The following is a 25,575-nucleotide window of genomic DNA, read 5'->3' on the forward strand; positions in this document are numbered from 1 at the left end:
TTTAAAAGGTCACCTTTGCCCCAAAGGATAGCGTTAGGTTCTGTGCGTACGCTGAATAGTCAAAACCGGGTGTCAAAATAGAATTCACGGTCGAAACCTCAGGATCCAAACCGGAATAGTTGGACCAGGTGTATAAATTTTGTGCAGCAAAACTGACATCGACACGGGAGACCTGTGGTATCCATCTTTTTGGCAACATATAAGCCAGTTCAACGGTTTTCAAACGGATATAGGACCCATCTTCCAGATCCTTCGTCGAATAGTAGCCGACCGGGCCGGCACCTCTCGTCCTGAAGTATTCGTTGGAAGGATTATCGGGTGTCCATCTGTCCACATACGTAGCAAACTGGTTCAATGCACGTCTGTTTGTCCCATTCCCTTCAAACATCAAGCGGTTTGCGTTCATGATCTGGTTGCCGTAATTCCACTGGAAAAATATATTGAGGCTCAAATTCTTATACTGAAAATTGTTGTTCAGTCCACCATAGTGTTTGGCCAGGGTACGCCCCATGATGACCTTATCGTTGTCGTCGATGATCAGATCACCATTGACATCCTGATATTTGATATCCCCGGGCTGTGTCAGACTCCTGTCATCGTATAAGGAGACTACATCGTCTTTGAGTACGTAAGAACCATTGGAAAGCTGATCGAAATCCGACAGTTGGTACACACCATCCCATAGCAAACCATAGAAAGAAGATACCGGCATGCCTACCTTAGTCACGTACAGATTGGAAGCATTCCAGCTGGCAGTAAACCTTGCGTTATTAAACATGGTTTTCTCGTCATCCGTCAGCCCGAGTACTTTATTTTGGTTAAAGGAAATATTGAAGCTCGAATTCCATTTAAAGTTCTTCTTGTGGATATTGGCCGAACTGATCTCAATTTCAAAGCCTCTGTTGCGGATAGAGCCGATATTACGGTAAATACGCTGCAATCCTACTGCATATGGCACATTGGCATTCAGCAGGAGATCCTTGGTGTCCTTGTTGTAATAATCCACGACGAAATTCAAACGGTTCTTGAACAAGGAGAGTTCGTATCCGATATCCAATTGGTAAGTGGTTTCCCAGCGCAGATCCTTGTTACCGAAGCTATTCACAATCATAGCATAATCGGGAATGGCCCCACCTGTACCTATGCCATATCGGTCATCCAGCGTAACGATATTGGCCGTGGCAAAATCATTGACACGGTTATTGCCCGTTGCGCCCCAGCTCGCTCTCAGCTTCGAGTCGCTAATAAATGAAATATTCTTGAAAAACTCTTCCCGCCCCAATCGCCAGGATACTGCAACAGCGGGGAAATATCCCCAACGATGCTGCGGGGAGAATTTTGACGATCCATCTATCCGAAAACTTCCGGTCAGGTAATACTTACTTCTGTAATTGTAGTTGACCCGTCCCAAATACGACATTAAGGTATTGGCCGAAGCCGTAGAGACCGGCGATTTGATATTACCGTACTCCAGCGAGCGCATACCTAACTCTTCGTTGGGAATTTGTACCGAAGTAAACCCATATCTGTCGGTAAGGGCTCCTTGCATGGTCATCCCTATCAATGCGTCAAAACGATGGACTTTGTTCCACTGCTTTTTGTAAGCCAGCGTATTTTCGTTCATCCAGTCTGTATACGTATTCTCCGAGTAACTCCCATTTATTCCATTGGCATTATTGGCATGTGGAAATCCGCGGTAGGTCTTGGAATTGTTGAACGCCTCATCTCTGTACATCCGCCACCGATATCCTCCCCGGACATTCAGCTTCAAATCCCATGGCAGGTTATAATCAAGACCGACATTTCCAGTAAAGAAAGTACGGTTCTGCTCCCTGAACTCGTTCTGTGTCGATATGATCGGATTCATAACCAACAAAGTCTCACTGTCATCACCATCGTCGTCAAACAATACGTCCAATAGATTTGCTCCGGTAGATACTGGCCTATACCCCCATGTCCGGTACATGATATAAGTCGCATAAGAGTTGTTGCCCGCAGCCTGCTGATTAGTCAGTTGTCCGTAGTTCTTATCCTTGGAGTAACTGATATTGAAGTTAATGTTCAGGTTCTTATTGATTTCCTGATCTATTCTGGCACGGCCTTGATATCGACTAAAACCCGATTCGATAATCACGCCATCCTGATCAATCACATTGCCGGAAAAAGAATACTTTGTTCCTCGTGTACCTCCTCTTATCGAAAGGTTGTGGTTGTGCATCAAGGCTGTCCTGAACAACAGGTCCTGCCAGTCGTATCCTTGAATATTTTTGTAATCGTCCAAAGTTCGGTTCTCCTGTGTAAGGTACACCCGTGTCGCTTCATCCGGGTCCATCTCGATCTGATACTTCACGAATTCATAAGGATCCATCATATCCATGAGCTTCACGGGCTTTTGCGCGCTTAAATCCAGGTTATACGTAATCGCAGGTGCCCCCTCACTACCTTTCTTGGTTTCGATAATGACCACCCCGTTCGCCCCTCTACTACCGTAGATGGATGTTGCCGAGGCATCTTTCAATACCCTTAACTCTGCTATTTCCTCCGGATTGATAGATGATAGACTAAATCCTTCAATCGGAAAACCGTCCACAACATATAAAGGAGAATTGTCCTGTGTGATCGAATTGCCCCCTCGAATGATAATATCTGACTCCTCGCCCGGCTGGCCCGAAAGCGAATTGACCTGCAACCCAGCTACTCGGCCTGCCAAAGCCTGTGCAATATTGGGTACAGGCGCACGGTTGATATCCTCTACATTCACTTCTGAAAGTGAGCCTGTAAAGTCTTTCTTATTTACGGTACCATATCCGATTACGACCACCTCATCAATACTCGTTGCAGAAGGTTTCATGATAACTTGCTTGGGTATGGATTGGGCCAAAAAATTGACTGTCTCATATCCTACAAATGAAAAAGAAATAATATCCCTCCGATAGGCTTGAATGTTAAATTCACCAGACGCATTAGTTCTGGTATTGAAATTAGGTGTATTCGTATTCTGGACTAGAACTCCCACCAAAACTTCATTCGTACTTGAATCCACGACTACTCCAGTGTATTGTCGTCGCTGCGCATACGAAAACGTTATGGCCAGTGTGAAGAACACCACCAATAACAATTGTTTATTCATCATAATGAACTTTTTAGTTTTTTACAACACTACCTTCTAATTTCAAGACAGGGCTATTATCTTTCACACTAGATTTACCAAATCCTACCGAAATCTTTCCTTTGTCTTGCGAATTATCATTGCCCCAAACATACACCCTAAATGTCACCTTTTTATTCGGTTTTATATTTTGCAAATCCGCTGCTTTCTTCAGATCCAAATTAGGTTGATTTTTTCCGGAATTATTGAGATCACTCATATAGATAGGTTCGTCGTGCAATTTCTTAAAATCACCTCCATTGATGCTATATGTCCATTGGAAGTTTTTAGCGGAAAATTCTTGAACACGTAATTTAGCTTTCAAAAGGGAAAATGATGCCGTATAGCCCTTTTCAACATCTACGGAAAATTCGAAATAAGCTCCCTCTTTGACAGCTTCTTCAAACGTCCGGACGTTTTTGGCCAAATGTCCACTAAATCCTCTTAAATTGCCCTGCTTACTACGTATCAATGGCCCTTTGGACAAATCGCTGGATTTTAGCCCTTCTTTAACAAAAGCCGGCGCAACGGATGCTTCTTTTCCTGTTGTAGGGGAAGGACCAGCGAGATTCCAGGTTATCAATTGCCCATAAGAAACTTGTGCAAAAACGCTTAATAAAATAATTAAAATTGACCTCATAACGATTAGATTTATTTTGTGAATAAAATATAAGAAACATAAGTTCTTTGGTTAATTCAAAGATAGGAGTTCCCTAGAGATGAAAAGTCATAAGATTTATCAAAAACATCCAACATTTTATCATAGATATACGCGGTAACCTCCCCGAACCAAAACAAAAAATGCGAAGCTTTTAAATAAACTTCGCATCTTCTATGTAGGCCTAAGAAACTTACTAGGTCTTATTCCACCTCTATCAGCTTAATCTGTACATTCTCCTGACCATCCTTACGGACAAACTGATTGAATGCAATCTTATCCCCCTTTCTTGAAAAGACAGGTGCTCCCACTATTTTCAATTCACTATCTTTATGATCGGTCAACTGTTGCAAGGTTTTGGCCGCTATATCAAATATATACACATTATTCCTGGCAATAAAAGTAATCTTGCCTCCTTGATAACTGATATTGATCGGAGATTCAATGGAGAAGCCAAATTCCGAGATATATTGAAATTCACCTGTTTCTACACTACACTGTACGATTTGATTTCTCTGCTGATCGTCCTTTGCCAACGCATAGATATATTTTCCATCTGCACTGGACCGAAGCCAATGCCTCAGATCAGACAATCCCTTCCCTGTTCTGGACAAACGTCTCTGCTGTATACCTCTCGGAACATGAGGGCGCTCTCCTTGCCGACCTACGGCCTCTGCATCCGCCTTAACCAAATCCTCATCGATATCGACCAGATAAATTTCTGTAATCAATTCACCCCTTTCATTTCGTGTATGACCCTGAAAAGCTATCGTATGCGTGGCCCCTACCCAACACTCATCAAAGGCTTTGGAGATTTCATCCGAACCCCACTTAGGCTCACGTATGACGTCCGAAACTATAGCTGCATACATTTCACCGTCATTATTTGCAGCATTCTTCTCCACGACCACAGGTCGATCTACAGGCACCATGACACCGACCGTTCGCAAGTCTGGGTCGACAAACTCATCGTTGTACGTAAAACTGATCAATCTGCCATCCGCACTCCAACAATGCGAATGTGTCCCTCCCCGCAACGATCCCGGAGTATATGGAGCGACTACGTCCCGGGGATCATAATGAAATGCTTGCAGAGGTGAATCAATATCTATACCTACCCCTATTCTTCTACTCATGTCATAAGGCTTGACCGAATCTGCATTCGTCAATCCATGTATAAAGATCACCCGATCTGAGGTAGGACTAAACGACACGGCACCGACCCCCGGTCCATAGATGGTCTGGTTTTGGGTTTGATAGATGATTTTTTCTTCTCCTGTACGGACATTCACGATACCGATCGTTGAGGTCTCCCCTATTTTGGTATCATCATTTCGCCCATCGAAGACGATCCATTCGTCGTCCTTCGAAAAAGCGTTGTTGTGGTGCATCGTGTGCCCTGTATCAGATGCTGTCAATGTGTTGATCGTGATGCTAGTATTGGTGTTTTTTTCTGGATTGTACATACAGTTCTGCAATAAAAAAAATAGAATTATCAAAAAAAAATTGTGAATAAATAGATATTTCATAATACATTCAATTATACCATGACTAAAACAGGTAGAAGGTTAGCTACGTTCCAACAATTATTTTACCATTTTTTCTAATGATAGAATACACGGTCAGGTATCTTCTCTTTTGGTTGCCCTTTATAGCTCCATTGTAGGTTTAGCGTTTCTAGATCTTCAGGATTTGTCATAGAATATATTTTAATTGGATGATATCCCACCCTTAATCTGACATTAGCTTGTCGCTCCTCTCCCTGTGTATATTGGTAGTCCGCATCGATCAGACTAACATCGTGTATCCTTATAAAAGCTTTATGACCTGCAGAAATGTAAAAAGTATATTCTCCATCGCTGGGAATATCGATATACCCTTCAAATACAGCCATATTGGAGCTAATCTTGGCTTTTGCAGGATCTGCTACCACAGAAACGGAAATAGGTTTCATGCCACGTGTATCGGGTATCCAAGGTGTATTGGCTTGATAGTTTTTCATCGTCAACCCCTGGCCGAGCTTCACCGGATTTTTGACAGATGGTATCAAGGCCTGATCGTACGGTCTTGCGGCAGAAGTATCAGACATACGCACCTGCAAAACCCTAGCTTTCATATATTGTTGCAAGGATGGTCTTTCGCTCGCTAAATTATTCTTTTGCTGTGGGTCATGGACGACATCGTATATCTCAAAGTCATCGTTGGCCGACTGTACATCATAGCGTACACCGACTGTATCACCTACGCGCAACATTTGCATCTGCTTACGACGTTTTCCTTGACGCTCCGGAACAAAAGCTGAATATTTAAGTACAGTACCCGGGTGGAAATATTCAGCATATACCAGGCTATTAGGCTGTTGCCCTCGTTTTGTGAGAGCCGAAACCAACGATACACCATCCGAACGCACAGGAGCTGAATAGCCGGCCAACTCCGTAAAGGTGGGCAACCAATCATACGAAATATTTGCCGATGTTATCTCGGTATTCGTTTCTATGGTTCCCGGCCACCATGCTATTGTCGGCACACGAAGGCCACCTTCGTAGAGATCACGTTTTATCCCGTCAAAAGGTCCGAATGTATGGAAAAAATCAGCCTGATAGGATACATAGGTCTTAGGTAGATAAGACTCGTTTGACGGACCATTATCAGATGTAAAAACGACCAACGTATTATCCTCTATCTTCAGATCTTTTAATAATTGCAAGATATCCCCTATCTGCTCGTCGATACGAAAAGTTACCGATGCATACCGCTTGTAAGTATCCGGCCAAGGGATTTCGGGCGTAGCTGGATCTTTGTCGTGATCATATACTGCATTGGCATACTGCGGATAGACATAGGAATCTACCGTGCCAGAAGCGGTATTGATCATATGTCCCGGCGTGCCTAACCATCGGATACCTCCATGCAGTCCTTGTCCTTTTGGATAAGCCTGCGTGGGCAGTTCCAATACAGCATGGGGAGTATCATAGGCCAAGTACATAAAAAAGGGTTGATCTCCCTGCTTTTGTTGGTGCTCGACAATATATTTTTTGGCGACAGCCGTAAACAAATCCCCTGTATAGCATTTGTCCAGTGCACGGCTTATCTCATTGTTGTTTTCCCACACTTGTTTACTACCCCTGTATATCCCCTCTTTTGGATAATGCTCATGACCATCGACATGCGCTATATATCCAAAATAATAGTCAAACCCCCGTTTTAGTGGATGAGCTGGCCAATGGGGAGGTTCACCTTCTCCCTGCAATCCCCACTTGCCAATCGCGGCAGTGGTATATCCCGCTTTCTGCAGCACATTACCCAGGGTATAGTTGTCTTCCAATGCCTTATCAAACTGGTTGTCCCGGACATTGGCATGTCCCTGGCTGACTCCCAAAAGTAAGGATGCCCTAGAGGGAGCACACACAGGAGCTGCTGCATAATGATGAGACAGTATAGCTCCATCCTTTGCCATCTGATCCAGGTTTGGTGTCAACAGCCATGGGTCTTTTTCTCCGGGTTTGTGCTGTCTCGTTTTTTGAAACAATACCCCTAGATCTCCATAACCTAAATCATCGACAAGAATAAAGATAATATTGAGTTTCCGTGCAGTGACCTGTTGTGACCATGCGGTGTCCACTCCGCATCCCATCAGACAAAGTATTAAGAGTATTTTTTTTATATCCATCTGCATCTTGCTAGCCATTTGAGTTTTCCGTCAATATCATCATTCCAAAACGAGCATTTGATTTTTTATTTCAAAGACTTGACTATGTCACGGAAATTGATCACACTTTGTGTGACATCAGGCACATTATTATCCCAATTGTATTCGTATTCGGCCGAGATCATCCCCTTAAACCCTTGGCGTTTCAATTCAGCCAAAACACCAGGAATGTTGTTAACTCCCGTACCCCAATGTACATCATGGGCTTTCTTATTGTTCTTTTCATTCAAATCCTTGAAATGCAGATGATAGATTTTTCCCTCCAACTTCTTCAAGCACTCCACCGGATCCAGTCCTGAGCGTACCCAGTGGCCTATATCTGCCGCTGCCCCCATCCTCGTGCTTTTGCCTTTGAGGGATTCCAGAACAGTGTCTGGGTTCCAATAATAGGAAGGTTTCGGATGATTGTGGATAGCAGCCTTAATATCATATTTATCGCATAATCTGGACACGGCATCGAGTGAACGTACATCGGGTTCGCACGTAATGGTTTTGACGCCCATACTTTTGGCAAAAGCAAAGATTTCCTCCCACTCTGCATCATCCTTTGCCTTGACTACACCATAGGCTTCCACCGTAATATTTTTCTTCTTCAATAGATCTCTAACATATTGCTTGCTACGCTCGGACATCCGTGGCCCCATCTTTTCGTCGATACCTCCACCTATTTTTTGCTGCGGATAGGCTTCTACATACCGAAGACCACAGCTTTCGATTTTATCCACTGCTTCGGTAAAGGTGAAATTTTTAAACGTGTAAGCTTGCGCCCCCAGATGCCATCCTAAACTGGATTCCGGAAAGTTGGCTTGTTTAGTTGGCAAATTAGCATTTGAAGCACATTGGCTAAAAACTAATAAGATTATAAATGCCAAACTTTGCATATGCATATGCTTCCAAAGTGTCAAAAAAGATATTATACGTGTCATATTCATTTAAGCTTTTTTAAAATAAGATTTTTTCGTTCTTAAATGTACCATGGCTCACCTAATAAATCGCGATATAATTAACGTTATATTATGGTCGGTACCTAAGTAAATAAGAAATCGACAACTTCCCTACCTCAAAAATATCTATTATTAACAAAAGGAGTGTAACGATTATTTTCTTATCTATCCAACATCTTATCATTTTACAAAGAAATATAAACCGTATCACACCAATAAATCCTATACCCAAAAGATTATCCTTTTTTTGTTGCAGAATATTTTTTTGAGCATATTTTGGAACTCCCCTTTGGAGTTCAATAATTGGTTTTGTACGGTCTTTCGGGATATTTTCAGCAGGTCACTTATTTCCCGGGTCGAATAATCGTCTTCATATCTGAATCGGAATATCTCTTTTCTCTTTCTGGGAAGATTATCGTACCAGGCCGCAAACACACGCGCTAGTTCGGTATCATGAAGCCGTGTATCCGCATACTCACTTCCTACGATTATTTCAGCAAAATCATCGACGACTTCTACTGTATGAATATTTTTTCTAAAATAATCGATCACTTTTTTCTTGACACAATTGGTTAGATAGCCCATGAGATTGTCAATACATCTCACCTCACGCTTGATCCAGATATCCAGGTAAATCTCTTGTAAGATATCTTTTACTGCATCTTCATCTTTCAACCTGCTATACGCTATAGCGTAAAGTAAATCCCAGGTTTTGTCATAGATCAAATCAAAGGCATCCTTATCACCTTTCTTTACAAGGGTGTACAGTTCATCTAATGAAGGAATGTATGTCATAACGATCTCCTTTCCTTTATTATCCATATTCTTAACCCGGGGTTTAAGCACCCGGAGTTAAAGAATATTACAATTCGCGAAACCCCTCTATTCTGTGAAAGGTTAAAAAGTTCGCATCATGGTTATTTTTTGCGTCCACTTTACCATCGTTATATGCTGTCCGGCAAAGTACGATCATATCATTTCCTTCAAATAGCCAATCGACATACTGAAAGCCATGATTAATGACATCTTCATGTTCCAAAACAACTTTTACGTCCTGCCAATTGATCAAATCTTTGGATTTCCGAAGCATCAGTACATTTCGGAAACCTGCAGGGTTACGTTGTGGATATTGTTTACTATATTTTTCGAGTATAGAGTTGGTTAATGTGTAGTAATAATCCGATGTAGCATCATATTTGATGACAAATTTTTTACTACCCCCATCAAATGGAATAAAATCTTTCTTGGGGTCAAATGACAGTTTTTTGCCATCCTTGGAGATCTCGACCATCGCTGCTTTTTCCTGATGTGTCGTTTTATCATCTACACGCAGGATATTCCACAACCGATTGTCCTTCCCTACCACAAAATTACCTTCCAACCAACCAGTAAAGTTTCCATCGAGGTAAGTCGAGTCAAAAAACAACGTACTGCTCGTCCGCCAGGATTTCGCATCCATGAGGTCTGAATCTACAGAAGCCGACATTACCATAGCACCATAACGTTCACCCCATTTGAGAGAAGGGCCATGTGCAGTTTCCATAGGACGCCACAGACGTCCATTATGCTCAATGATCGGCATAGGCGCACAATGGTATTGGCCAGCGAGTACTATTCCATTTTGCCTATTGGTAGGTTGGGTCCAGGTTTTCCCCCCGTCTTGCGATTTACGGATCAATACTGTACCATGGTGCCTATCCGGCCCTAATAGGTAAAGGTCTCCTTTGTGGACAAAGAGCGAACTCCAGAATGCACCATGGACCGTGCTGATCTTTTCCCACGTTTTTCCTCTGTTTTTCGAGTGGTATACGACTGTTTCTGCCTGTTGCCATTCCGAACTCTGCGGACCGAAAAAATCATGTGAAGCGACATAATCGCCATTAGGAAGTATGACCAAACTCGGAGAGCCGATATACTTTTGTGTCGCTGTAGGTTGATACGTGACCACAGTGCCTGGTACATGAGCAAACTTTTGAGCGAAAGTGTCACACATCCCACTCAAGATAAATACTATTAATAAAAAGTAAACCTTTCTCATTTTTTTTTTAATTTTAGTCGTTTCGCTGATGTCATTTTAAAGTTACACATCTTCGTAACGGAGATCATAAGTCTTTTCACAAAATAGGCTAACTATTTTATAACGGTTAGGCCTTTAGGAGCAACTGCTGATTCTTCAATTCTATCCGTTAGTTGTTTATCTAATTTTTTTATCAGATCCCCATACTGCTGTGCCCCTGAAAGATTGTTCATTTCTTGTGGATCGGAGAGTCTGTCATACAATTCAGTCATATTTGGCCCATCTTTTCTCCACCGCGTATACCGATACTTTTCTGTCCTTAATGTGTATCCTCCTCTGACTTGGCTAAGTGCACTCTCCCTTGTTTTATAATTTGGGTCATCCAATACTTTCTTAAAACTTCTACCGGAAATATATCCCGGTGTCTTTATGCCTGCGAGCTGGCTCAGTGTTGGATATAAATCAATCATTTCAACGATAGAATTGCTGGTCTTTCCTCTGCTTTTCATACCAGGATAAGAAATAATCAGGGGGATTCTGTCGGAATCTTCAAACAAAGTGCTTTTTTGGTAGTGTCCGTGTTCGCCCATATGATAGCCGTTATCTGAAGTAAATACAATGATGGTATTATCACGCAACCCTAAACTGTCCAACGCCGCTAAAACCCGACCTACTTGTGCGTCTAAAAAAGAAATAGTAGCATAATACGCCTGTGCCGCACTTCGAGCCAGGGAATCGGGTAAATTTACCTGCTCTTTGTGAGCCTGTAATATTGCTGTAGCAGGCTCGGGTAAAGTAGCCAGATAGTTTTTAGGAACCTGCGGTACTTTTATATCATTTGTTTTGTATAGGTCAAAGTATTTAGCAGGAGCAACAAATGGGGTATGAGGTTTGTAAAATCCAATACCCAGAAAAAAAGGCTTGTCTTCTGATTTATACTTCCCAAGCAATTCAATGGCCTTAGTGGCCACTTTACCATCTGTATGCTCTTCGTCACTACCTTCTGCGGCTAACCAGCTTAGAGTAGCGCCAAATTTACCAGGCCTTAATGAGAATATCTTTTTTTCGATATCCTTATCTATACCGCGCGGATAATATCGTTCATTCCAAGATACAGAATCATCGTGGCCGGGAGTCCCAATGCCCGATGGATTATCATAATGATAAATTTTACCCACCCTTGCGGCAGTATATCCTGTGTTCATAAAATTTTGCGACATAGTTACTACATCCGGTACATGCTGCCGGATATGATCACGTAACTTATAATGCCCCGTCTGGTCGGGATACAGTCCTGTCATCATACTTGCTCTTGAAGGTCCGCATACAGGAAAGTTGCAAAAAGCATTATTGAACTGCATGCCATCTTTTGCAAGTTGATCAATATTAGGTGTTTTAACTAAATAATGATCGTAAGTTCCGAGATTACAATTCAAATCATCAGCGATTATAAATAGCACGTTCATTTTTTTACTTTGTGCCTGCACTTGAAAAGAAGTGAACAGCCCACTAGTCAAAAGAACGAGTATCCACCTGATTATATTAAAATTATCCATTGTTAGATTGTATCAAAATTATTCGTCATGTTCATCTCGGCTTACTATTCAGAAAATCAATCCGTCGGATCTTATAGTTGAAGAATGATCAACTTGCCAACACGCCAATTTTCTCGCTAAGCACCTGGTAATCTTCAAGCAAGATATCCAGTTGCTTTTTGGCATTCTCGTCTGGAAGTTTAGACGGTGTACGGCTAAAGGTACCGATAGCAATTCCTCGCTTCTGCAACACATACTTAGCCGATACAGGATAGGTATCATGCATCACATCCATATTGTCGATCAGGAACTGCTGTACTTGATCTACCTCATCTTTCTTTTCTAAATTATCAAAATTGTCGCACAACCAGACGACCATCTCCGGAAAATAGTTTCCCTGTATACACGATAGACCGGCAGAGCCAGCTTTCAATGTTTCTACAGCGTGAGCCATATACGCATCATACAAGCCGAAACTCTCATCATCTTTTGTCGCAACAATTTTTGCCCGGACACTGTTGATATCCAATGACGTATCTTTATGGTATTTGATACGGCCTGTTTTCACCAGTTGGCCTAAGAAATCTGCCGATAGAACCCTTTTATAAGGAACCGGACATTCGTAAAATCCTAGAGGTACATCGTCTGTTAGCGCGAGCAACTTCTCTACGTTTGCACGGAAAGTCTCTTCGCTGTCGTCTTCTTTGGCCAGCAAACCGGTTATCACAATAACAGCATCGACGCCGGTGGCATACATCGCTTTAACAAACTCTGCCTGATTTTCAATAGTATCCTCAAAAGTCCCTGTCGCTACGATAGGTACGCGTCCGTTTACTTTCTTCACGATGAACGATACGGACTCTAGCCTTTCTTCCTGCGACAATTGGTACATCTCACTGGACAAGCAGTTGGCAAACAATCCCCCTGCACCCGCCTCTAAATAGAAATCTACCAGATTATCCAACGTATTATAATCAATACTTCCATCTTCCTGAAAAGGCATAAGCATCACAGGAACAAATTTTTTATCCTTCTGAATCATTGTAAATTTTATATGTTTAGTTTATTTTAAATCTATCATCATATGTACGGGCGAAAGATTTTTCGCCCTTACCTTATTTCCTGCTGGCGCAAGCTTGTAGCTTGTGCCTCTTACTCCTTTGTCCTTGATCTTTGTTCCCTTATCCTTGCTCCTTCGCTTTCTCCCTCAACTTCCTGCTTAAATTTCCCGCCAGGAAAATCGACAAAGTCCCTACCACAATAATCATATTCGCATGCAGTGGATTTCTCAGATAAGCATATTGATCGGGTATCAGATAAGAGAATGTCATCCACAATATCACACAGATACCAATTATTGTTCCGATCAGCGCATCATTGTTTTTTACTTTTTTGCTGATCAGACCGAGTAAGAACAATCCCAGCATACCCCCCGCAAAAATACCGGACAGTGTCCACCAAGCATCCAATATACTTTCCACACCTATCATGGCAATTCCTGCGAGCATCCCTATCGTTCCAAAAACACCCGTACCGATTAAGAGTATACGCAAGCTTTGCTTATCAGAAGTTTTGGGATTGATATATCGCTTGTATATGTCTTCAGTAAATACCGTCGCCGAGGCATTCATACCCGAACTGATCGTACTCATCGCAGCAGCCAAAATAGCCGATACGATCAACCCTACGATACCAACCGGGATATGCGTAACCATATAGTTTGGCAATACCTTATCTCCATAGTCCGCAGGAGTGAGACTACCGATGACAGCACTTCCATTCAGTCCCCTTTCTTGAAGAACCTGCTCCTTAATCGGTGTCAATAAATCCTGATTTACATCATAATAAGCATACAAACATGCCCCGATGATAAAAAACAAAAGTGAGATAGGTACGTATAACCATACACACATCCAAACAGACTTCGCTGCGTCCTTTTGGTTAGGTGCAGCATGATAACGCTGCACATAGTTCTGATCCATCCCAAAATTCGTCATATTAATAAAAACCCCATATAGCAAGATCACCCAAAAGGTCGATGAACTAAAATCCGTCAACGAAAATGAGCCTAAGCTAAACTTATCATCCCGAATTCCAATATCAACGATCGTGCTCACTCCCCCAGGGATATTATAAACTAATGTGCCGATGATAATCAACGCACCTATCGTAAGAAGGATACCTTGGGCTACTTCTGTCCATATTACAGCCTCCAATCCTCCCAGTACCGTGTACACAATGATACAGACCCCTGTCACAATCATGATAAGGGCCATATCAAACCCTGTCAATGCCTGCAAGGTGAGTGAAATGCCAAAGAAAATAGATCCCATTCTTGCAATCTGAGTCAATAGAAAACAGATCACCGCATAACTTCTAGCCCAACGTCCAAATCTTTTTTCCAGATTTGTATAGGCTGATACTTCCGTATGGCTCCGATAGAAGGGGACAAAATATTTGGCCGCAAACCAGGCTGCTATCGGCATAGAAAGACTAAACACAAAAGCATTCCAATTTGACCCAAAGGCTTTACCCGGAACACCCAGAAAAGTATTGGAACTCAAAAAAGTCGCATACAAAGAAATGCCTATGGCCCAAGCAGGAATTTTTCCTGCGGCTTTGGTGTAAGCATCGGAGGATGTATTCCTCCGGGAGAAATAAACGCCGACCAATACCATAGCAATAAGGTATATAATGATGATAGAAATGTCTAATACGGGTAAATTGTTCATGTTTATAAATTGGTTAATGCTCTGTATCTCTTGTATAAAATATCATAAATTCTTTGTTTGGTGCGATCGGGTTCGTACGTGTGGGCTACCTGTGCTGCCATCACCGTTTTGGCGTCTTCTATATTTCTATACGCACCGCCGACTACAGCCGCAAATATAGCCGAGCCCAACGCACAAGTCTGGTCACTATCCACCACTTGTATAGCGCATCCCAAGACATCAGCCAACACTTGCACTACATAAGGCGACTTATTGGGAATACCTCCCGTCGCAATGACCGTTTTTATCGGAATATTAAATTCCCGGAAACGGTCGATAATAGCTCTGGAACCAAATGCCGTCGATTCGACAAGAGCCTTAAAAACATGGCCTGCCTGCGTAGCCAAGGTAAAACCATAAGCTGCTGCTTCTTTGGTAAAGTCTGCATCGGGCGTTCTTCTTCCATTGTAATAGTCCGTAAAGACCATATCCTCCTCTGTCACGGGCAACGCCGAGGCTTCTTTTGTCAAATAGCCAAATACCTCCTCTTCCAACAGTTGTTTTTGTTCCATCGTCAATCGTTCGCCCAGAATACCATGTACAGGTTTTAGGAGAAACTTTCGAAACCAATTATAAATATCTCCAAAAGCCGATTGACCTGCTTCAAAGCCGATCATGCCTGGATCTATGGAGCCATCCACCTGTCCACAGATACCTTCGACCAAAGGTGGGTTATCCCCTTGAGGGACAACCAACATATCACAGGTTGAAGTACCGATCACTTTGACCAATGCATAAGGTGCACTTCCCGATCCTACTGCCCCGTGATGGGCATCAATCGCACCGACAGTGATGATCGTCTCCGGATGAAAACCATACTTTTCGACGAAATAAGGTGAAATCTTGCCAAAAACCTCATCCGAAGTATATGTAGTAGTATAAAATCTATTGACTAAATGGTAAAAAGAAGGATCCAAAGAACAGAGAAATTCGGAGGATGGCAAACCGCCATGGTTCTCATTCCACATCGCTTTGTGTCCCGCAGCACAGCGGTTCCTTTTTATGTCAGCAGGTTTTTGCGTACCTGTCAGATAAGTGGGTATCCAATCCGATTGTTCTACCCAAGTAAAAGCCCTTTCCTTGATCTGAGCATCACGCCTATTGGTATACAGGATTTTGGACCAAAACCATTCGGAGGAATATATACCTCCGCTGTAAAGAGTATAATCGATAGGCCATCTTTTGGCTAAAGCATTGATCTCGTCGGCTTCTTGGATAGCCGAATGATCTTTCCAAAGGATAAACATGGCATTTGGATTGTCCTTAAATCCGTCCAATAGAGCCAATGGCTGACAATGTTCATCTATGGCGACGGGAGTCGATCCGGTTGTATTCGTTCCGATCGCTACAACATCTTTGATCAGATCCGGATCGATGCTTTGAAACAATCCCGCGAAAACCTCATCGATCGCTTCCATATAATCCAACGGATGCTGCCGGTATTGATCCTTCGAAGGATCACAATAAAGCCCTTGTGCCCATCTCTTAAAATACGAGATCGACTTCGAAAGGATTTCTCCGGTATACGGATTGACCAGTATACCTCTGGCCGAATCCGTTCCAAAATCCATCCCTATGACTAATTTATTGTTCATTGTGCTTTTATAAAAAAACCTGACCTTTACTGTCCGTAGTGTTAAGCGTAGCGCACTACGAATTTAACATATCCGAGGAGTCTCAGACTCCTTATTGCTTTTTCGAATCCATAGACACCCCTCGGAAGTGTACGGACAGTACCGAGAACTTTTCCAAAGTTTAAAACTTTGGAAAAGTTAATTATATCCCACAGTAATTAACCTTAATCCCCATCGCATTCAATGTCGTTGCCTTGATAGCTGCCGCACGCTTCACGTCAAAATCTCCATCTACATAGACCACTTGGATATGGTTGGCCTTATGCTTGGCCATCATCTGATCCCTGCTCACACCGTCCAGCACACCATGCATGATGGGCCATTGCTTATCTGTCAGGTTCCATCTCCTTTCGGTTTCTTCTTGCGGCAATTCAACCACCCTACCTGTTCCTATATCACACCAAAGCTCATCATTCTCTATATACACACGGCTCCAAACAATCTTACCCGGCCGGCTGACACCACGTAGTGTGCCACCACCTTTTTTAAAGAACATCGGAGGCTGACGCAGACTGTCTGCACCTTGGTATCCTCCAATAAAATGCGATGCTGGAGCTGCTCCCGAAATCAGAAACACCCACACAAATTCTTCTTGTCCATTGACCACAAAATTTTCACCATAGCGTAGGTCATGCAAGGTATTGTCTCCGTTCAGACCCAACTGCCTCCACAAATGGTATGTGACGTATCCATCTATACCGGCACATTCATCCACTTCGTTAAAGTGTGGTAGAGCTGCACCTGCATAAAGTTCTTTACCCTGCTCATCGTAGACCGGCGGCCTCTCAGTATTGTTCAACAACCCCTCAACCAAGTCGCTCGCCGGAACTAAGTCTTTCAATCCTTGCTGATATTGAATACCGACAGTGTCACACCCAAACTCATCGGCAAGACGCAATGCCGCGATATACATTTTACATTGCTCCAAGGTTTGCTCTTTTGTCAATTCATTGACATGATCCGTACCCCAAGCGAATTTCATACCTTTGGCCAGCATCCATTCCAATACCACATTGGCTTCTGCATCAGAGACGGTCAACATTTTAGCATATAAGGTAGATTGGCTCAATCGCTCTTTGAAAATTCCTAACTGATGGATCAAAGCATCCGGTACAATGGCATTGAACATCCCCATACAACCTTCGTCAAATACTCCCATAATGACTTTATCGCTCAGTATCTTGCTGGCGAACTGCTCTGCCAACACACGATCTTCTGCCGAAACAGTTTCCGGATCAAAAGGCCTAACATGCGAATAGTCCTGCGTGACTGTTCCTGTCTCCAACCATTCCTGAAGCCTACTGTTAAAAAAATCATCACTGAAGTCCTTACTCCATAGAAAACTGTATTTTACATTTGCCTTAGTCAACGAACCTGTCAAATTCAATGCACCGACCAAGCCGGGATAAGTACCATCCCAATTGGCCACAATCAAAATCGGCCCTTCGTGCGCAATCAATCCCGCCAAAACATGGTGGCTATATTGCCATACACTCTCCGCCACAATCAAAGGAGCCTTCTTATCAATCTGCCTGAAAATCTTTACACCGATATGCTGATAGTCGATAAAACCATGCCCTTTCTCTTCGTTATACCCATGTGCCCGCTTTGACGACCAGCCCATACTGTGTAAGGCCACGTTCAATTTTTCTTCCATCTGCTGCTGCATAGGCCAACATTTGATATTGGCAGAAGGTCTTAAATCTCCACTACAAACGACTAATACTTGCTTATTATCTATTACTTCCATGAGATATTTATACTTGGTTATACAATCACTACGACAAATATCCAAGAAAATAGCAGACAATTAGTTTCATAAGTTATCCTCTTATTCCAACATATTATCATAAATTTGATTATTATAAGGAAGTAATATAAATTAGTTAGCACAATTATACAGGGCTTCAGCCCGGAAAGAAAAATATAAAAGCCTATGAAACCCAAGTTCCACCAAGTCCCAAAGCCTCTTGACCATACCTTCAGTATCAGACATGATGTGCTTCCACATTTTGGTACGATATGGCATTATCACCCCGAGATCGAACTGCATTATCTTATAAAAGGGGACGGTATTCGGTTTATAGGAGAAAATATAAGCAACTTTGAAAAAGACGAGCTAATCTTGTTGGGGTCGAATGTACCCCATACCTGGAAATGCAATGTCAAGCAGGACAGCAATGACTATGTCGAAGCATTGGTCATGCACTTCCACCCCGAATGTCTGGGGCGGGATTTCCTTTCCCTTCCTGAGACCAAAAGCATACAAAAATTGCTGGTTGTGGCCAATCAGGGCTTACTGATCCAAGGAGAGACCAAAAAGAAAGCACGGAAACTCATGATGAAAATGAAGGACGAGCAAGGTGTAAACAAAATCGTTTTTCTATTACGTATTTTTGACATTCTTGCCAACTCAGATGAATACGAAGTGATTTCTTCCAATTATGACAGTACCAAATTCAATAAAATCGACGAACAAAGAATGAACAAGATATTCACATACACGTTTAGCAACTTTAAGAACAAAATACTAATAGAGGAACTTGCTGAACTCACTAATTTGAGTATTACCTCATTCTGCCGATATTTCAAAATGACGACCAGTAAGTCTTACTTTGATTTTCTGACCGAACTGAGACTGAACTATGCCTGTCGGCTATTGATCAACAGCGATCTGACTGTGAAGGCCATCGCCGAAGAAAGTGGTTTTGAAAACACCTCCAATTTCTATAGGCACTTCAAGAATTTCAAAAATTGTACCCCTAAAGACTATAAGGAAAGTTATATGCAATAAGGTGGGTAAACGGTTAACTCATGAGAAGTTGTAACAAGGAGTAACAAGAACAGTATTTAATAAACACTTCTTTCTAATATCCTCAAAAATTCTCATAACAGTCAAAAAATAAATCTCATCTTTGCAATAGAGATGAACAGTACATTCGAAAAGGACAATAATGCTTCTGGACCTATTGGCATATTTGATTCCGGATACGGTGGTTTGACCGTATTCAAGGAGATACATCGTATACTGCCCCAGTACAACTACATATATCTTGGGGACAATGCACGCGTGCCTTACGGCACACGTTCTTTTCAAACAGTCTACGAATATACCAAAGAATGTGTCTTCAAATTGTTTGACCTCGGATGCAATCTCGTCGTTCTCGCTTGTAATACGGCTTCCGCCAAAGCACTACGCACCATACAACAGCAAGATCTACCTCCCGGAAAAAAAATATTAGGTGTCATCCGTCCTACCACCGAAAGTATAGACCAATATACAAAAACGAATAAGATCGGGATCCTCGCCACACAGGGAACTGTACTCTCAGATTCCTATAAAATCGAAATCAATAAGTTCCACCCCAAAATTGAAGTCTTTCAACATGCCTGTCCTTTTTGGGTGCCGCTGGTGGAAAACAATGAAATAGACAGTTTAGGTGCACACTATTTTGTCAAAAACGACATAGAACAATTATTGACACAATCCAAGGAAATAGACACGATCGTATTGGCATGCACACATTATCCTTTACTACTCCCCATTATCGAAAAATATACACCGCAAGGTATACAGATTCTTGCCCAAGGCGAACTCGTCGCCCTTAGCCTGGCAGATTATCTTCAAAGACATCTCGAAATCGAAAAGAAATGTTCCAGAGGAGGAGATTTGCAATTCTATACGACTGACGATCCCCGAGCTTTCGAAGAAAAAGCCGAAATATTTTTTGGACAAAAAGTCCACGCTGCGAATATAAAGGTATAATCTATCAAATGATCTTGGGCTGCAGCCTAAGGAAGGAATAAAAACTATCGCTGGCGCAAGCCTCCTTCGTGTGCCTTTAACTACAAACTCTCGCCGTCTCTTTTAACCTGTGGCCTGCAAAGTCAATGCGTACAATTTCATTTGCTTGACCATAGACAACAATCCGTTGGCACGTGTGGGAGAAAGATGCTCCTTAAGCCCTATCTGGTCTATGAAATACAGGTCACTTGCGACGATCTCCTGTGGCGTATGTCCCGAAAGCACCTTGACCATCAGACTGACTAAACCCTTGGTGATCACGGCATCACTATCGGCCGTAAAATAAACTTTACCATCCTTTAATGTGGGGTACAACCACACCTTGGATTGACAGCCTTTGATCAGAAACTGGTCCTGTTTGTATTGCTCGTCGATCAAAGGGAGTTCTTTGCCCAATTGGATGATATGCTCATATTTTTCCATCCAATCCGAATAAAAAGTAAAATCCTCGATCAATTCGTCCTGTATTTCGTTTATAGTCATTTTTTTATTTAGTGATCAGCAGTCCGTTACCACAATCAAAAATCGTAATTCGTAAATCAAACCAACATTCCTACAGCCCGCTTGATTCCTTCCGTTAGCCTATCAATCTCCTCCTTAGTATTGTACATAGCCAAGCTGGCTCTTACTGTCCCCGGTATACCAAACTGATCCATTACGGGTTGAGCACAGTGGTGTCCGGTACGTACGGCTATTCCCAATTTGTCGAGGATCACGCCAATATCGTAAGGGTGCACACCTTCGATGACAAAAGATAATACCGAAGATTTAGATTTTGCCGTTCCTATCATTTTTAGACCTTCGATTTCTGTCAACCTTTGTGTTGCATACTCCAACAACTCATCTTCGTACGCCTTGATACGATCTAGCCCTATAGCCTCGATATAATCGATGGCAGCAGCCAGACAGATACCAGCCTCAATATTAGGCGTACCCGCCTCAAATTTAAATGGCAAATCGTTATAAGTAGTTTTTTCGAACGTCACATCCTTAATCATGTCCCCACCACCTTGATAAGGAGGAATGGCATTTAGCCACTGTTCCTTACCATACAGTACCCCTACACCCGTAGGACCATACATCTTATGCCCCGAAAACACCAGAAAGTCAACATCGAGATCCTGCACGTCAATTTTCAGATGCTGTACAGCCTGAGCAGCATCGATCAACACAGGTGTATTGTTTTGATGCGCCAAACGGATAATTTCTTTAACGGGATTTATCGTCCCCAATGCATTGGAAACATAGGTCACAGCCACCATTTTGGTTTTTGGAGAAAGTAAGGAACGGTATTGCGCTATGTCCAATTCGCCTTGCTCATCCATGGGAATGACCTTCAAGACAGCCCCTCTGTCTTCACAAAGCATTTGCCAGGGCACGATATTCGAATGGTGCTCCATAGCTGAGATAATGATCTCATCACCGGCATGTACAAAAACTTTACCATAACATTGAGCGACAAGATTAATACTATCCGTAGTACCTTTCGTGATGATAACCTCATGGTCATGCCCTGCATGAATGAATGCTTGTACTTTCCGACGTGTGACCTCAAATGCATCTGTCGAAATCTGGGACAAGTAATGTACCCCGCGATGCACATTGCTGTTCATATCTCGGTAGTAATGTGTGATGGCATCGATAACCTGCTGAGGTTTTTGTGTTGTCGCACCATTATCCAAATACACCAAAGGCCGACTATTTACCTCCCTACTCAGTAAAGGAAAATCAGCCCGAACACGTAATATATCAAAGTCTTCCAAACCTGCTAAATTCAAGATAATAAGACAAAGTTAGCATTTATATCCCCAAAATCTGTCAATAATATGTATTCTTTCTGAAAAACGGTAATCAGTGGTCAGTAACCAATAGTCAGTAACCTTGAAACACAAAACCCTAACTCAATACGCATATCTCAATACGCAATACTCACTACTTCATACTCAATACCCAAATATGACTTTCGTCATCTCTGTGTTTTTTTGACAAAAAAGAAAAGATGAATTTGCCCTAATTTATCTACCTTTGTCTAATATGCAAGAGAAACCGTTAAATATCCCAGAAGGATCGAGAAAAGAGGTCATGGCCTATCTCGAGCCGTTCATGTTGCATGAAATGAGCGAGTACTTAAAACCTGTGGAAGAAATGTGGCAACCTGCTGACTTTCTTCCCGATGCCTCTCGTAACACCTTTCACGAAGAAGTTCGTGAATTGCAGGAAAGTGCCAAAGAACTTCCGTACGATTTGGTAGCCGTATTGATCGGCGACACCATCACCGAAGAAGCACTTCCAACTTATGAATCGTGGCTTACCATGGTCGAAGATGTGGAAAAAAACGAACAAGGAGGCTGGATGAAATGGGTACGTGCATGGACGGCCGAAGAAAATAGACACGGTGACTTGCTCAACAAATACCTGTACCTGTCCGGACGTATCAATATGCGGGAATTCGAGATGAGTACGCAATATCTGATCCAAGATGGTTTTGATATCGGCACAGGTGCTGATCCTTATAGAAACTTTATATACACCTCATTTCAGGAATTGGCTACCAACATCTCCCACAGACGTGTAGCCGGTATATCCAAAAAAAGTGGAGACAAGCTATTAGCAAAGATGTGTGGTGTGATCGCCTCAGATGAAGCAAGGCACGCCAAAGCATATATGTCCTTTATATCCAAAGCCATCGAAGTAGACCCTAGCGAGGTTATGTTGGCCTTCGAGGATATGATGCGCAAAAAGATTGTTATGCCTGCACATTTTCTACGCGAATCCGGTGAACCACAAGGCGAAGCCTTTGCACACTTTTCGGATGCTGCCCAACGCATGGAAGTGTACACCGCGTTGGATTATGTAGACATCCTCAAAGAACTCATCGTCGAATGGAAAATAGATAAGGTATCCCACCTCAACGAACAAGGAGAGAAAGCCCGGGATTATATCATGAGATTACCCGACCGCCTGACCCGTTTGGCCGATCGTATCAAAATCCCCGAACTACAATACAAGTTCAAGTGGATATATGGATAAAACAAATCGAGGTGCGGTAAAAACTGTACCTCGATTTGTTTTACGCTATTTTGACTTTTAGCCATTCTTTTTCTCATTTTTTAAGCATATATTTGTTATACTAATTATTGTTATGCTAAAGGAAAAATATAATCAATATTCTTTCATTCTGGACAGGACAGCCAGGCGTGTCAAACAGTATGCTCAATCGGCTTTTAGCCAACATAATTTTGATCTCACAGTAGATCAATGGACAGCGTTGCGTACACTATACGAAAATCCAGAATGCACGAACAAAGAACTCGCCGAGTTATGTGGAAAAGATCAGCCTACATTGACCCGGATAATCGATCTGCTGATCAAAAAAAATTTGGTGGCCCGTGTCGACCATCCTTCGGACAGACGCTGTTTGAGCCTACAGTTGACCGATAAGGGACAAAGCAAAATTTTGGAGATTGCTCCCAAAGTAGCCGAATTCCGCATGCAGGCATGGCAAAATCTTACAGAAGAAGATTTTGCACACTTCACCCGGATTTTAAACACGATTTACGATAATTTGACTATAAAACAAAGGGATAATGGAGATGGAAGTTATGATTAGGATCTCGCCCAAATAACTTCTATAACCTTCATCACATACATAACTTTCATCACTTTAACACAAAGCACCATGATAACAACAGATATTTGCATCGTAGGAGCTGGTCCCGTCGGACTATTTGCCGTTTTTGAAGCTGGCTTGTTAAAAATGCGTTGCCACCTCATAGATGCCCTGCCTCAAGTGGGTGGACAGTTATCCGAAATATACCCCCACAAGCCTATCTACGACATTCCGGGATACCCCATCGTCACTGCACAGCAATTGATCGACAACCAAATGGAGCAGATCAAGCCATTTGCTCCGACCTTTACATTGGGCGAACGAGTAGAACAACTAGCTAAGCAAGCGGATGGTTCCTATATCGTCAGCACATCCGAAGGTACAGATGTACATTGCCAGGTCATCGCAATTGCCGGTGGACTCGGATGCTTTGAGCCCCGTAAGCCTGATCTGCAAGATATCGAGACTTACGAACGAAAGGGAATAGATTATATGGTCAAAAATCCGGACAGCTACCGCAACAAAAAACTGGTCATCGCAGGTGGTGGAGATTCCGCATTGGATTGGACGATTTTCCTAAGCGATATTGCCCAAAGGGTAACCTTGGTACATCGCAGCGACAGCTTTCGTGGAGTACCAGATTCGGCAGACAAAGTATATGAATTGGCACAACAGGGTAAGATAGATCTCCTGCTGTCCCACAACCTATTGGGGGTACATGGCAATGGTGTACTTACGCACGTCAAGTTGTCCAACAAAAACAAGGAAGAATTTAGTATAGAAGCTGACAATTTGATTCCGTTATATGGTCTTACACCAAAACTAGGCCCTATCGCCGAGTGGGGGTTGCATATCGATAAAAACGCGATCGAAGTCGACACATTCGATTATTCGACAAATGTAGAGCGGATTTATGCTATAGGTGACATCAACACCTATCCCGGAAAATTGAAATTGATCCTTTGCGGATACCACGAAGCCACATTGATGGTACAGAGCGCATTCAAATATGTGTACCCTGAACAAAAATTGAGTTTTAAATACACAACCGTAAACGGTATCCATGCTTTTTAGGAAAAAAAAGATGGGAGTGATGATGGTTATAGAGGTTATAAATGGTCATGATATACGGTGATTCCATAACTTCCTTCACCATCATAACTTCGTAACTTTAAAATAAAGAGACAGAGGTGGTAAACGTGAAGATGAGCACGATATTTCTCACAAAGCTTTTTCTTAGCGGCTCTGCGAGGAATTTTGAGACGTAAAGAGATGTTTGTCGTACACCTAAACAAAAACCTCAATTAAAGAAAATCAATGGAAGACAACATAATTGACATACACATCGAAGATAGGGATGGCACTATACAAACAGTGGCCATACCTACTGATGTCAACCTCAGTCTGATGGAGATTCTCAAAGCGGCCGAATACGATATATTGGCCACTTGTGGAGGAATGGCATTATGCGCAACATGCCATGTACAGATAAAGTCCGGAGCAGAACATCTTCCTCCTCCTCAAGACCAGGAACTGGATATGCTGGATACGTTGCCGGACGCCGATCTCGACAGTAGATTGGCTTGTCAGCTAAGGCTTTCAAACGACAACGACGGCTTATCCTTCAAAATAAGGGGAGCCTTACAATAGGCATCCATACACATGTGTATATATTACACTATGTATATCACGGTTTTAGCTTAAAAATTTGCAGAGAAAATTAGAAATAGCGGTATTATCAAGC

At 42.4% G+C, this 25,575-nt stretch carries 20 protein-coding genes; 6 read left to right on the forward strand and 14 right to left on the reverse strand.

Going from position 1 to position 25,575, the window contains the following annotated elements:
- Position 1: 1 nt before the first annotated feature.
- The 12 genes from G5B00_RS09375 to G5B00_RS09430 all read right to left on the reverse strand — a co-directional run bounded on the left by G5B00_RS09375 (position 2) and on the right by G5B00_RS09430 (position 18,166).
- Positions 2–3,133, reverse strand: coding sequence for a SusC/RagA family TonB-linked outer membrane protein (locus G5B00_RS09375; RefSeq protein ID WP_163873981.1), 3,132 nt, complete (start codon positions 3,131–3,133; stop codon positions 2–4).
- A 10-nt stretch (positions 3,134–3,143) separates the two neighbouring features.
- Positions 3,144–3,788, reverse strand: a complete 645-nt coding sequence (locus G5B00_RS09380) for a hypothetical protein (protein ID WP_163873984.1) — start codon at positions 3,786–3,788, stop codon at positions 3,144–3,146.
- Between the two features lie 221 nt (positions 3,789–4,009).
- The gene (locus G5B00_RS09385) at positions 4,010–5,272 is read right to left on the reverse strand and encodes a DUF3748 domain-containing protein (protein ID WP_163873987.1); all 1,263 of its coding nucleotides are present in this window, start codon (positions 5,270–5,272) and stop codon (positions 4,010–4,012) included.
- 137 nt (positions 5,273–5,409) lie between these two features.
- Complete coding sequence (locus tag G5B00_RS09390; protein WP_240894442.1) at positions 5,410–7,476, reverse strand: sulfatase-like hydrolase/transferase; 2,067 nt, start codon at positions 7,474–7,476, stop codon at positions 5,410–5,412.
- Between the two features lie 65 nt (positions 7,477–7,541).
- Complete coding sequence (locus G5B00_RS09395; RefSeq protein ID WP_240894443.1) at positions 7,542–8,336, reverse strand: sugar phosphate isomerase/epimerase family protein; 795 nt, start codon at positions 8,334–8,336, stop codon at positions 7,542–7,544.
- A 345-nt stretch (positions 8,337–8,681) separates the two neighbouring features.
- The gene (locus G5B00_RS09400; protein ID WP_163873990.1) at positions 8,682–9,281 is read right to left on the reverse strand and encodes an RNA polymerase sigma factor; all 600 of its coding nucleotides are present in this window, start codon (positions 9,279–9,281) and stop codon (positions 8,682–8,684) included.
- 40 nt (positions 9,282–9,321) lie between these two features.
- The gene (locus G5B00_RS09405) at positions 9,322–10,497 is read right to left on the reverse strand and encodes a sialidase family protein (RefSeq protein WP_205966383.1); all 1,176 of its coding nucleotides are present in this window, start codon (positions 10,495–10,497) and stop codon (positions 9,322–9,324) included.
- A gap of 92 nt (positions 10,498–10,589) precedes the next feature.
- The gene (locus tag G5B00_RS09410) at positions 10,590–12,032 is read right to left on the reverse strand and encodes a sulfatase (RefSeq protein WP_163873993.1); all 1,443 of its coding nucleotides are present in this window, start codon (positions 12,030–12,032) and stop codon (positions 10,590–10,592) included.
- An 88-nt stretch (positions 12,033–12,120) separates the two neighbouring features.
- The gene (locus G5B00_RS09415) at positions 12,121–13,053 is read right to left on the reverse strand and encodes a dihydrodipicolinate synthase family protein (RefSeq protein ID WP_163873995.1); all 933 of its coding nucleotides are present in this window, start codon (positions 13,051–13,053) and stop codon (positions 12,121–12,123) included.
- Positions 13,054–13,192: 139 nt separating this feature from the next.
- Positions 13,193–14,743 (reverse strand): sodium:solute symporter, encoded by a 1,551-nt coding sequence (locus G5B00_RS09420; RefSeq protein WP_163873997.1) that lies wholly within the window; start codon positions 14,741–14,743, stop codon positions 13,193–13,195.
- Between the two features lie 2 nt (positions 14,744–14,745).
- On the reverse strand, positions 14,746–16,377 hold the full coding sequence (locus tag G5B00_RS09425; protein WP_163874000.1) for a ribulokinase: 1,632 nt from the start codon (positions 16,375–16,377) through the stop codon (positions 14,746–14,748).
- Between the two features lie 181 nt (positions 16,378–16,558).
- A complete protein-coding gene (locus tag G5B00_RS09430; protein WP_163874003.1) occupies positions 16,559–18,166 on the reverse strand; it encodes a fucose isomerase in 1,608 nt (535 codons plus the stop codon).
- A gap of 186 nt (positions 18,167–18,352) precedes the next feature.
- Here G5B00_RS09430 and G5B00_RS09435 point away from each other — a divergent pair, with 186 nt between their 5' ends.
- Together G5B00_RS09435 and murI are read left to right on the forward strand one after the other, a co-directional pair.
- On the forward strand, positions 18,353–19,210 hold the full coding sequence (locus G5B00_RS09435; protein WP_163874006.1) for an AraC family transcriptional regulator: 858 nt from the start codon (positions 18,353–18,355) through the stop codon (positions 19,208–19,210).
- Between the two features lie 132 nt (positions 19,211–19,342).
- Positions 19,343–20,182, forward strand: a complete 840-nt coding sequence (gene murI, locus G5B00_RS09440) for a glutamate racemase (RefSeq protein WP_163874009.1) — start codon at positions 19,343–19,345, stop codon at positions 20,180–20,182.
- Between the two features lie 102 nt (positions 20,183–20,284).
- Here murI and G5B00_RS09445 read toward each other — a convergent pair whose 3' ends face one another.
- Together G5B00_RS09445 and G5B00_RS09450 are read right to left on the reverse strand one after the other, a co-directional pair.
- On the reverse strand, positions 20,285–20,704 hold the full coding sequence (locus G5B00_RS09445; protein ID WP_163874013.1) for a SufE family protein: 420 nt from the start codon (positions 20,702–20,704) through the stop codon (positions 20,285–20,287).
- 56 nt (positions 20,705–20,760) lie between these two features.
- Positions 20,761–21,999: a SufS family cysteine desulfurase gene (locus G5B00_RS09450; protein WP_410510768.1), complete on the reverse strand. Its 1,239-nt coding sequence runs from the start codon at positions 21,997–21,999 to the stop codon at positions 20,761–20,763.
- A gap of 256 nt (positions 22,000–22,255) precedes the next feature.
- Here G5B00_RS09450 and G5B00_RS09455 point away from each other — a divergent pair, with 256 nt between their 5' ends.
- The 4 genes from G5B00_RS09455 to G5B00_RS09470 all read left to right on the forward strand — a co-directional run bounded on the left by G5B00_RS09455 (position 22,256) and on the right by G5B00_RS09470 (position 25,481).
- The gene (locus tag G5B00_RS09455; protein WP_163874016.1) at positions 22,256–23,251 is read left to right on the forward strand and encodes an acyl-ACP desaturase; all 996 of its coding nucleotides are present in this window, start codon (positions 22,256–22,258) and stop codon (positions 23,249–23,251) included.
- A 112-nt stretch (positions 23,252–23,363) separates the two neighbouring features.
- Positions 23,364–23,831 carry a MarR family winged helix-turn-helix transcriptional regulator gene (locus tag G5B00_RS09460; protein WP_163874019.1) on the forward strand — a complete coding sequence of 156 codons (468 nt, stop codon included), beginning with the start codon at positions 23,364–23,366 and terminating at the stop codon, positions 23,829–23,831.
- Positions 23,832–23,900: 69 nt separating this feature from the next.
- Positions 23,901–24,905 (forward strand): NAD(P)/FAD-dependent oxidoreductase, encoded by a 1,005-nt coding sequence (locus tag G5B00_RS09465; RefSeq protein WP_163874022.1) that lies wholly within the window; start codon positions 23,901–23,903, stop codon positions 24,903–24,905.
- 243 nt (positions 24,906–25,148) lie between these two features.
- Positions 25,149–25,481, forward strand: coding sequence for a 2Fe-2S iron-sulfur cluster-binding protein (locus tag G5B00_RS09470; RefSeq protein WP_163874025.1), 333 nt, complete (start codon positions 25,149–25,151; stop codon positions 25,479–25,481).
- The last annotated feature ends 94 nt before the right edge of the window (positions 25,482–25,575 follow it).

This window comes from Parapedobacter sp. SGR-10 (assembly GCF_011030405.1).
GTDB lineage: Bacteria > Bacteroidota > Bacteroidia > Sphingobacteriales > Sphingobacteriaceae > Sphingobacterium.

Excerpts from the sequence above, each read along its gene's own strand:
- G5B00_RS09375 (WP_163873981.1), bottom strand. The coding sequence starts at position 3,133 with ATGATGAATAAACAATTGTTATTGGTGGTGTTCTTCACACTGGCCATA.
- G5B00_RS09380 (WP_163873984.1), bottom strand. The coding sequence starts at position 3,788 with ATGAGGTCAATTTTAATTATTTTATTAAGCGTTTTTGCACAAGTTTCT.
- G5B00_RS09385 (WP_163873987.1), bottom strand. The coding sequence starts at position 5,272 with ATGTACAATCCAGAAAAAAACACCAATACTAGCATCACGATCAACACA.
- G5B00_RS09390 (WP_240894442.1), bottom strand. The coding sequence starts at position 7,476 with ATGGATATAAAAAAAATACTCTTAATACTTTGTCTGATGGGATGCGGA.
- G5B00_RS09400 (WP_163873990.1), bottom strand. The coding sequence starts at position 9,281 with ATGGATAATAAAGGAAAGGAGATCGTTATGACATACATTCCTTCATTA.
- G5B00_RS09405 (WP_205966383.1), bottom strand. The coding sequence starts at position 10,497 with ATGAGAAAGGTTTACTTTTTATTAATAGTATTTATCTTGAGTGGGATG.
- G5B00_RS09410 (WP_163873993.1), bottom strand. The coding sequence starts at position 12,032 with ATGGATAATTTTAATATAATCAGGTGGATACTCGTTCTTTTGACTAGT.
- G5B00_RS09415 (WP_163873995.1), bottom strand. The coding sequence starts at position 13,053 with ATGATTCAGAAGGATAAAAAATTTGTTCCTGTGATGCTTATGCCTTTT.
- G5B00_RS09420 (WP_163873997.1), bottom strand. The coding sequence starts at position 14,743 with ATGAACAATTTACCCGTATTAGACATTTCTATCATCATTATATACCTT.
- G5B00_RS09425 (WP_163874000.1), bottom strand. The coding sequence starts at position 16,377 with ATGAACAATAAATTAGTCATAGGGATGGATTTTGGAACGGATTCGGCC.
- G5B00_RS09430 (WP_163874003.1), bottom strand. The coding sequence starts at position 18,166 with ATGGAAGTAATAGATAATAAGCAAGTATTAGTCGTTTGTAGTGGAGAT.
- G5B00_RS09435 (WP_163874006.1), top strand. The coding sequence starts at position 18,353 with ATGAAACCCAAGTTCCACCAAGTCCCAAAGCCTCTTGACCATACCTTC.
- murI (WP_163874009.1), top strand. The coding sequence starts at position 19,343 with ATGAACAGTACATTCGAAAAGGACAATAATGCTTCTGGACCTATTGGC.
- G5B00_RS09445 (WP_163874013.1), bottom strand. The coding sequence starts at position 20,704 with ATGACTATAAACGAAATACAGGACGAATTGATCGAGGATTTTACTTTT.
- G5B00_RS09455 (WP_163874016.1), top strand. The coding sequence starts at position 22,256 with ATGCAAGAGAAACCGTTAAATATCCCAGAAGGATCGAGAAAAGAGGTC.
- G5B00_RS09460 (WP_163874019.1), top strand. The coding sequence starts at position 23,364 with ATGCTAAAGGAAAAATATAATCAATATTCTTTCATTCTGGACAGGACA.
- G5B00_RS09465 (WP_163874022.1), top strand. The coding sequence starts at position 23,901 with ATGATAACAACAGATATTTGCATCGTAGGAGCTGGTCCCGTCGGACTA.
- G5B00_RS09470 (WP_163874025.1), top strand. The coding sequence starts at position 25,149 with ATGGAAGACAACATAATTGACATACACATCGAAGATAGGGATGGCACT.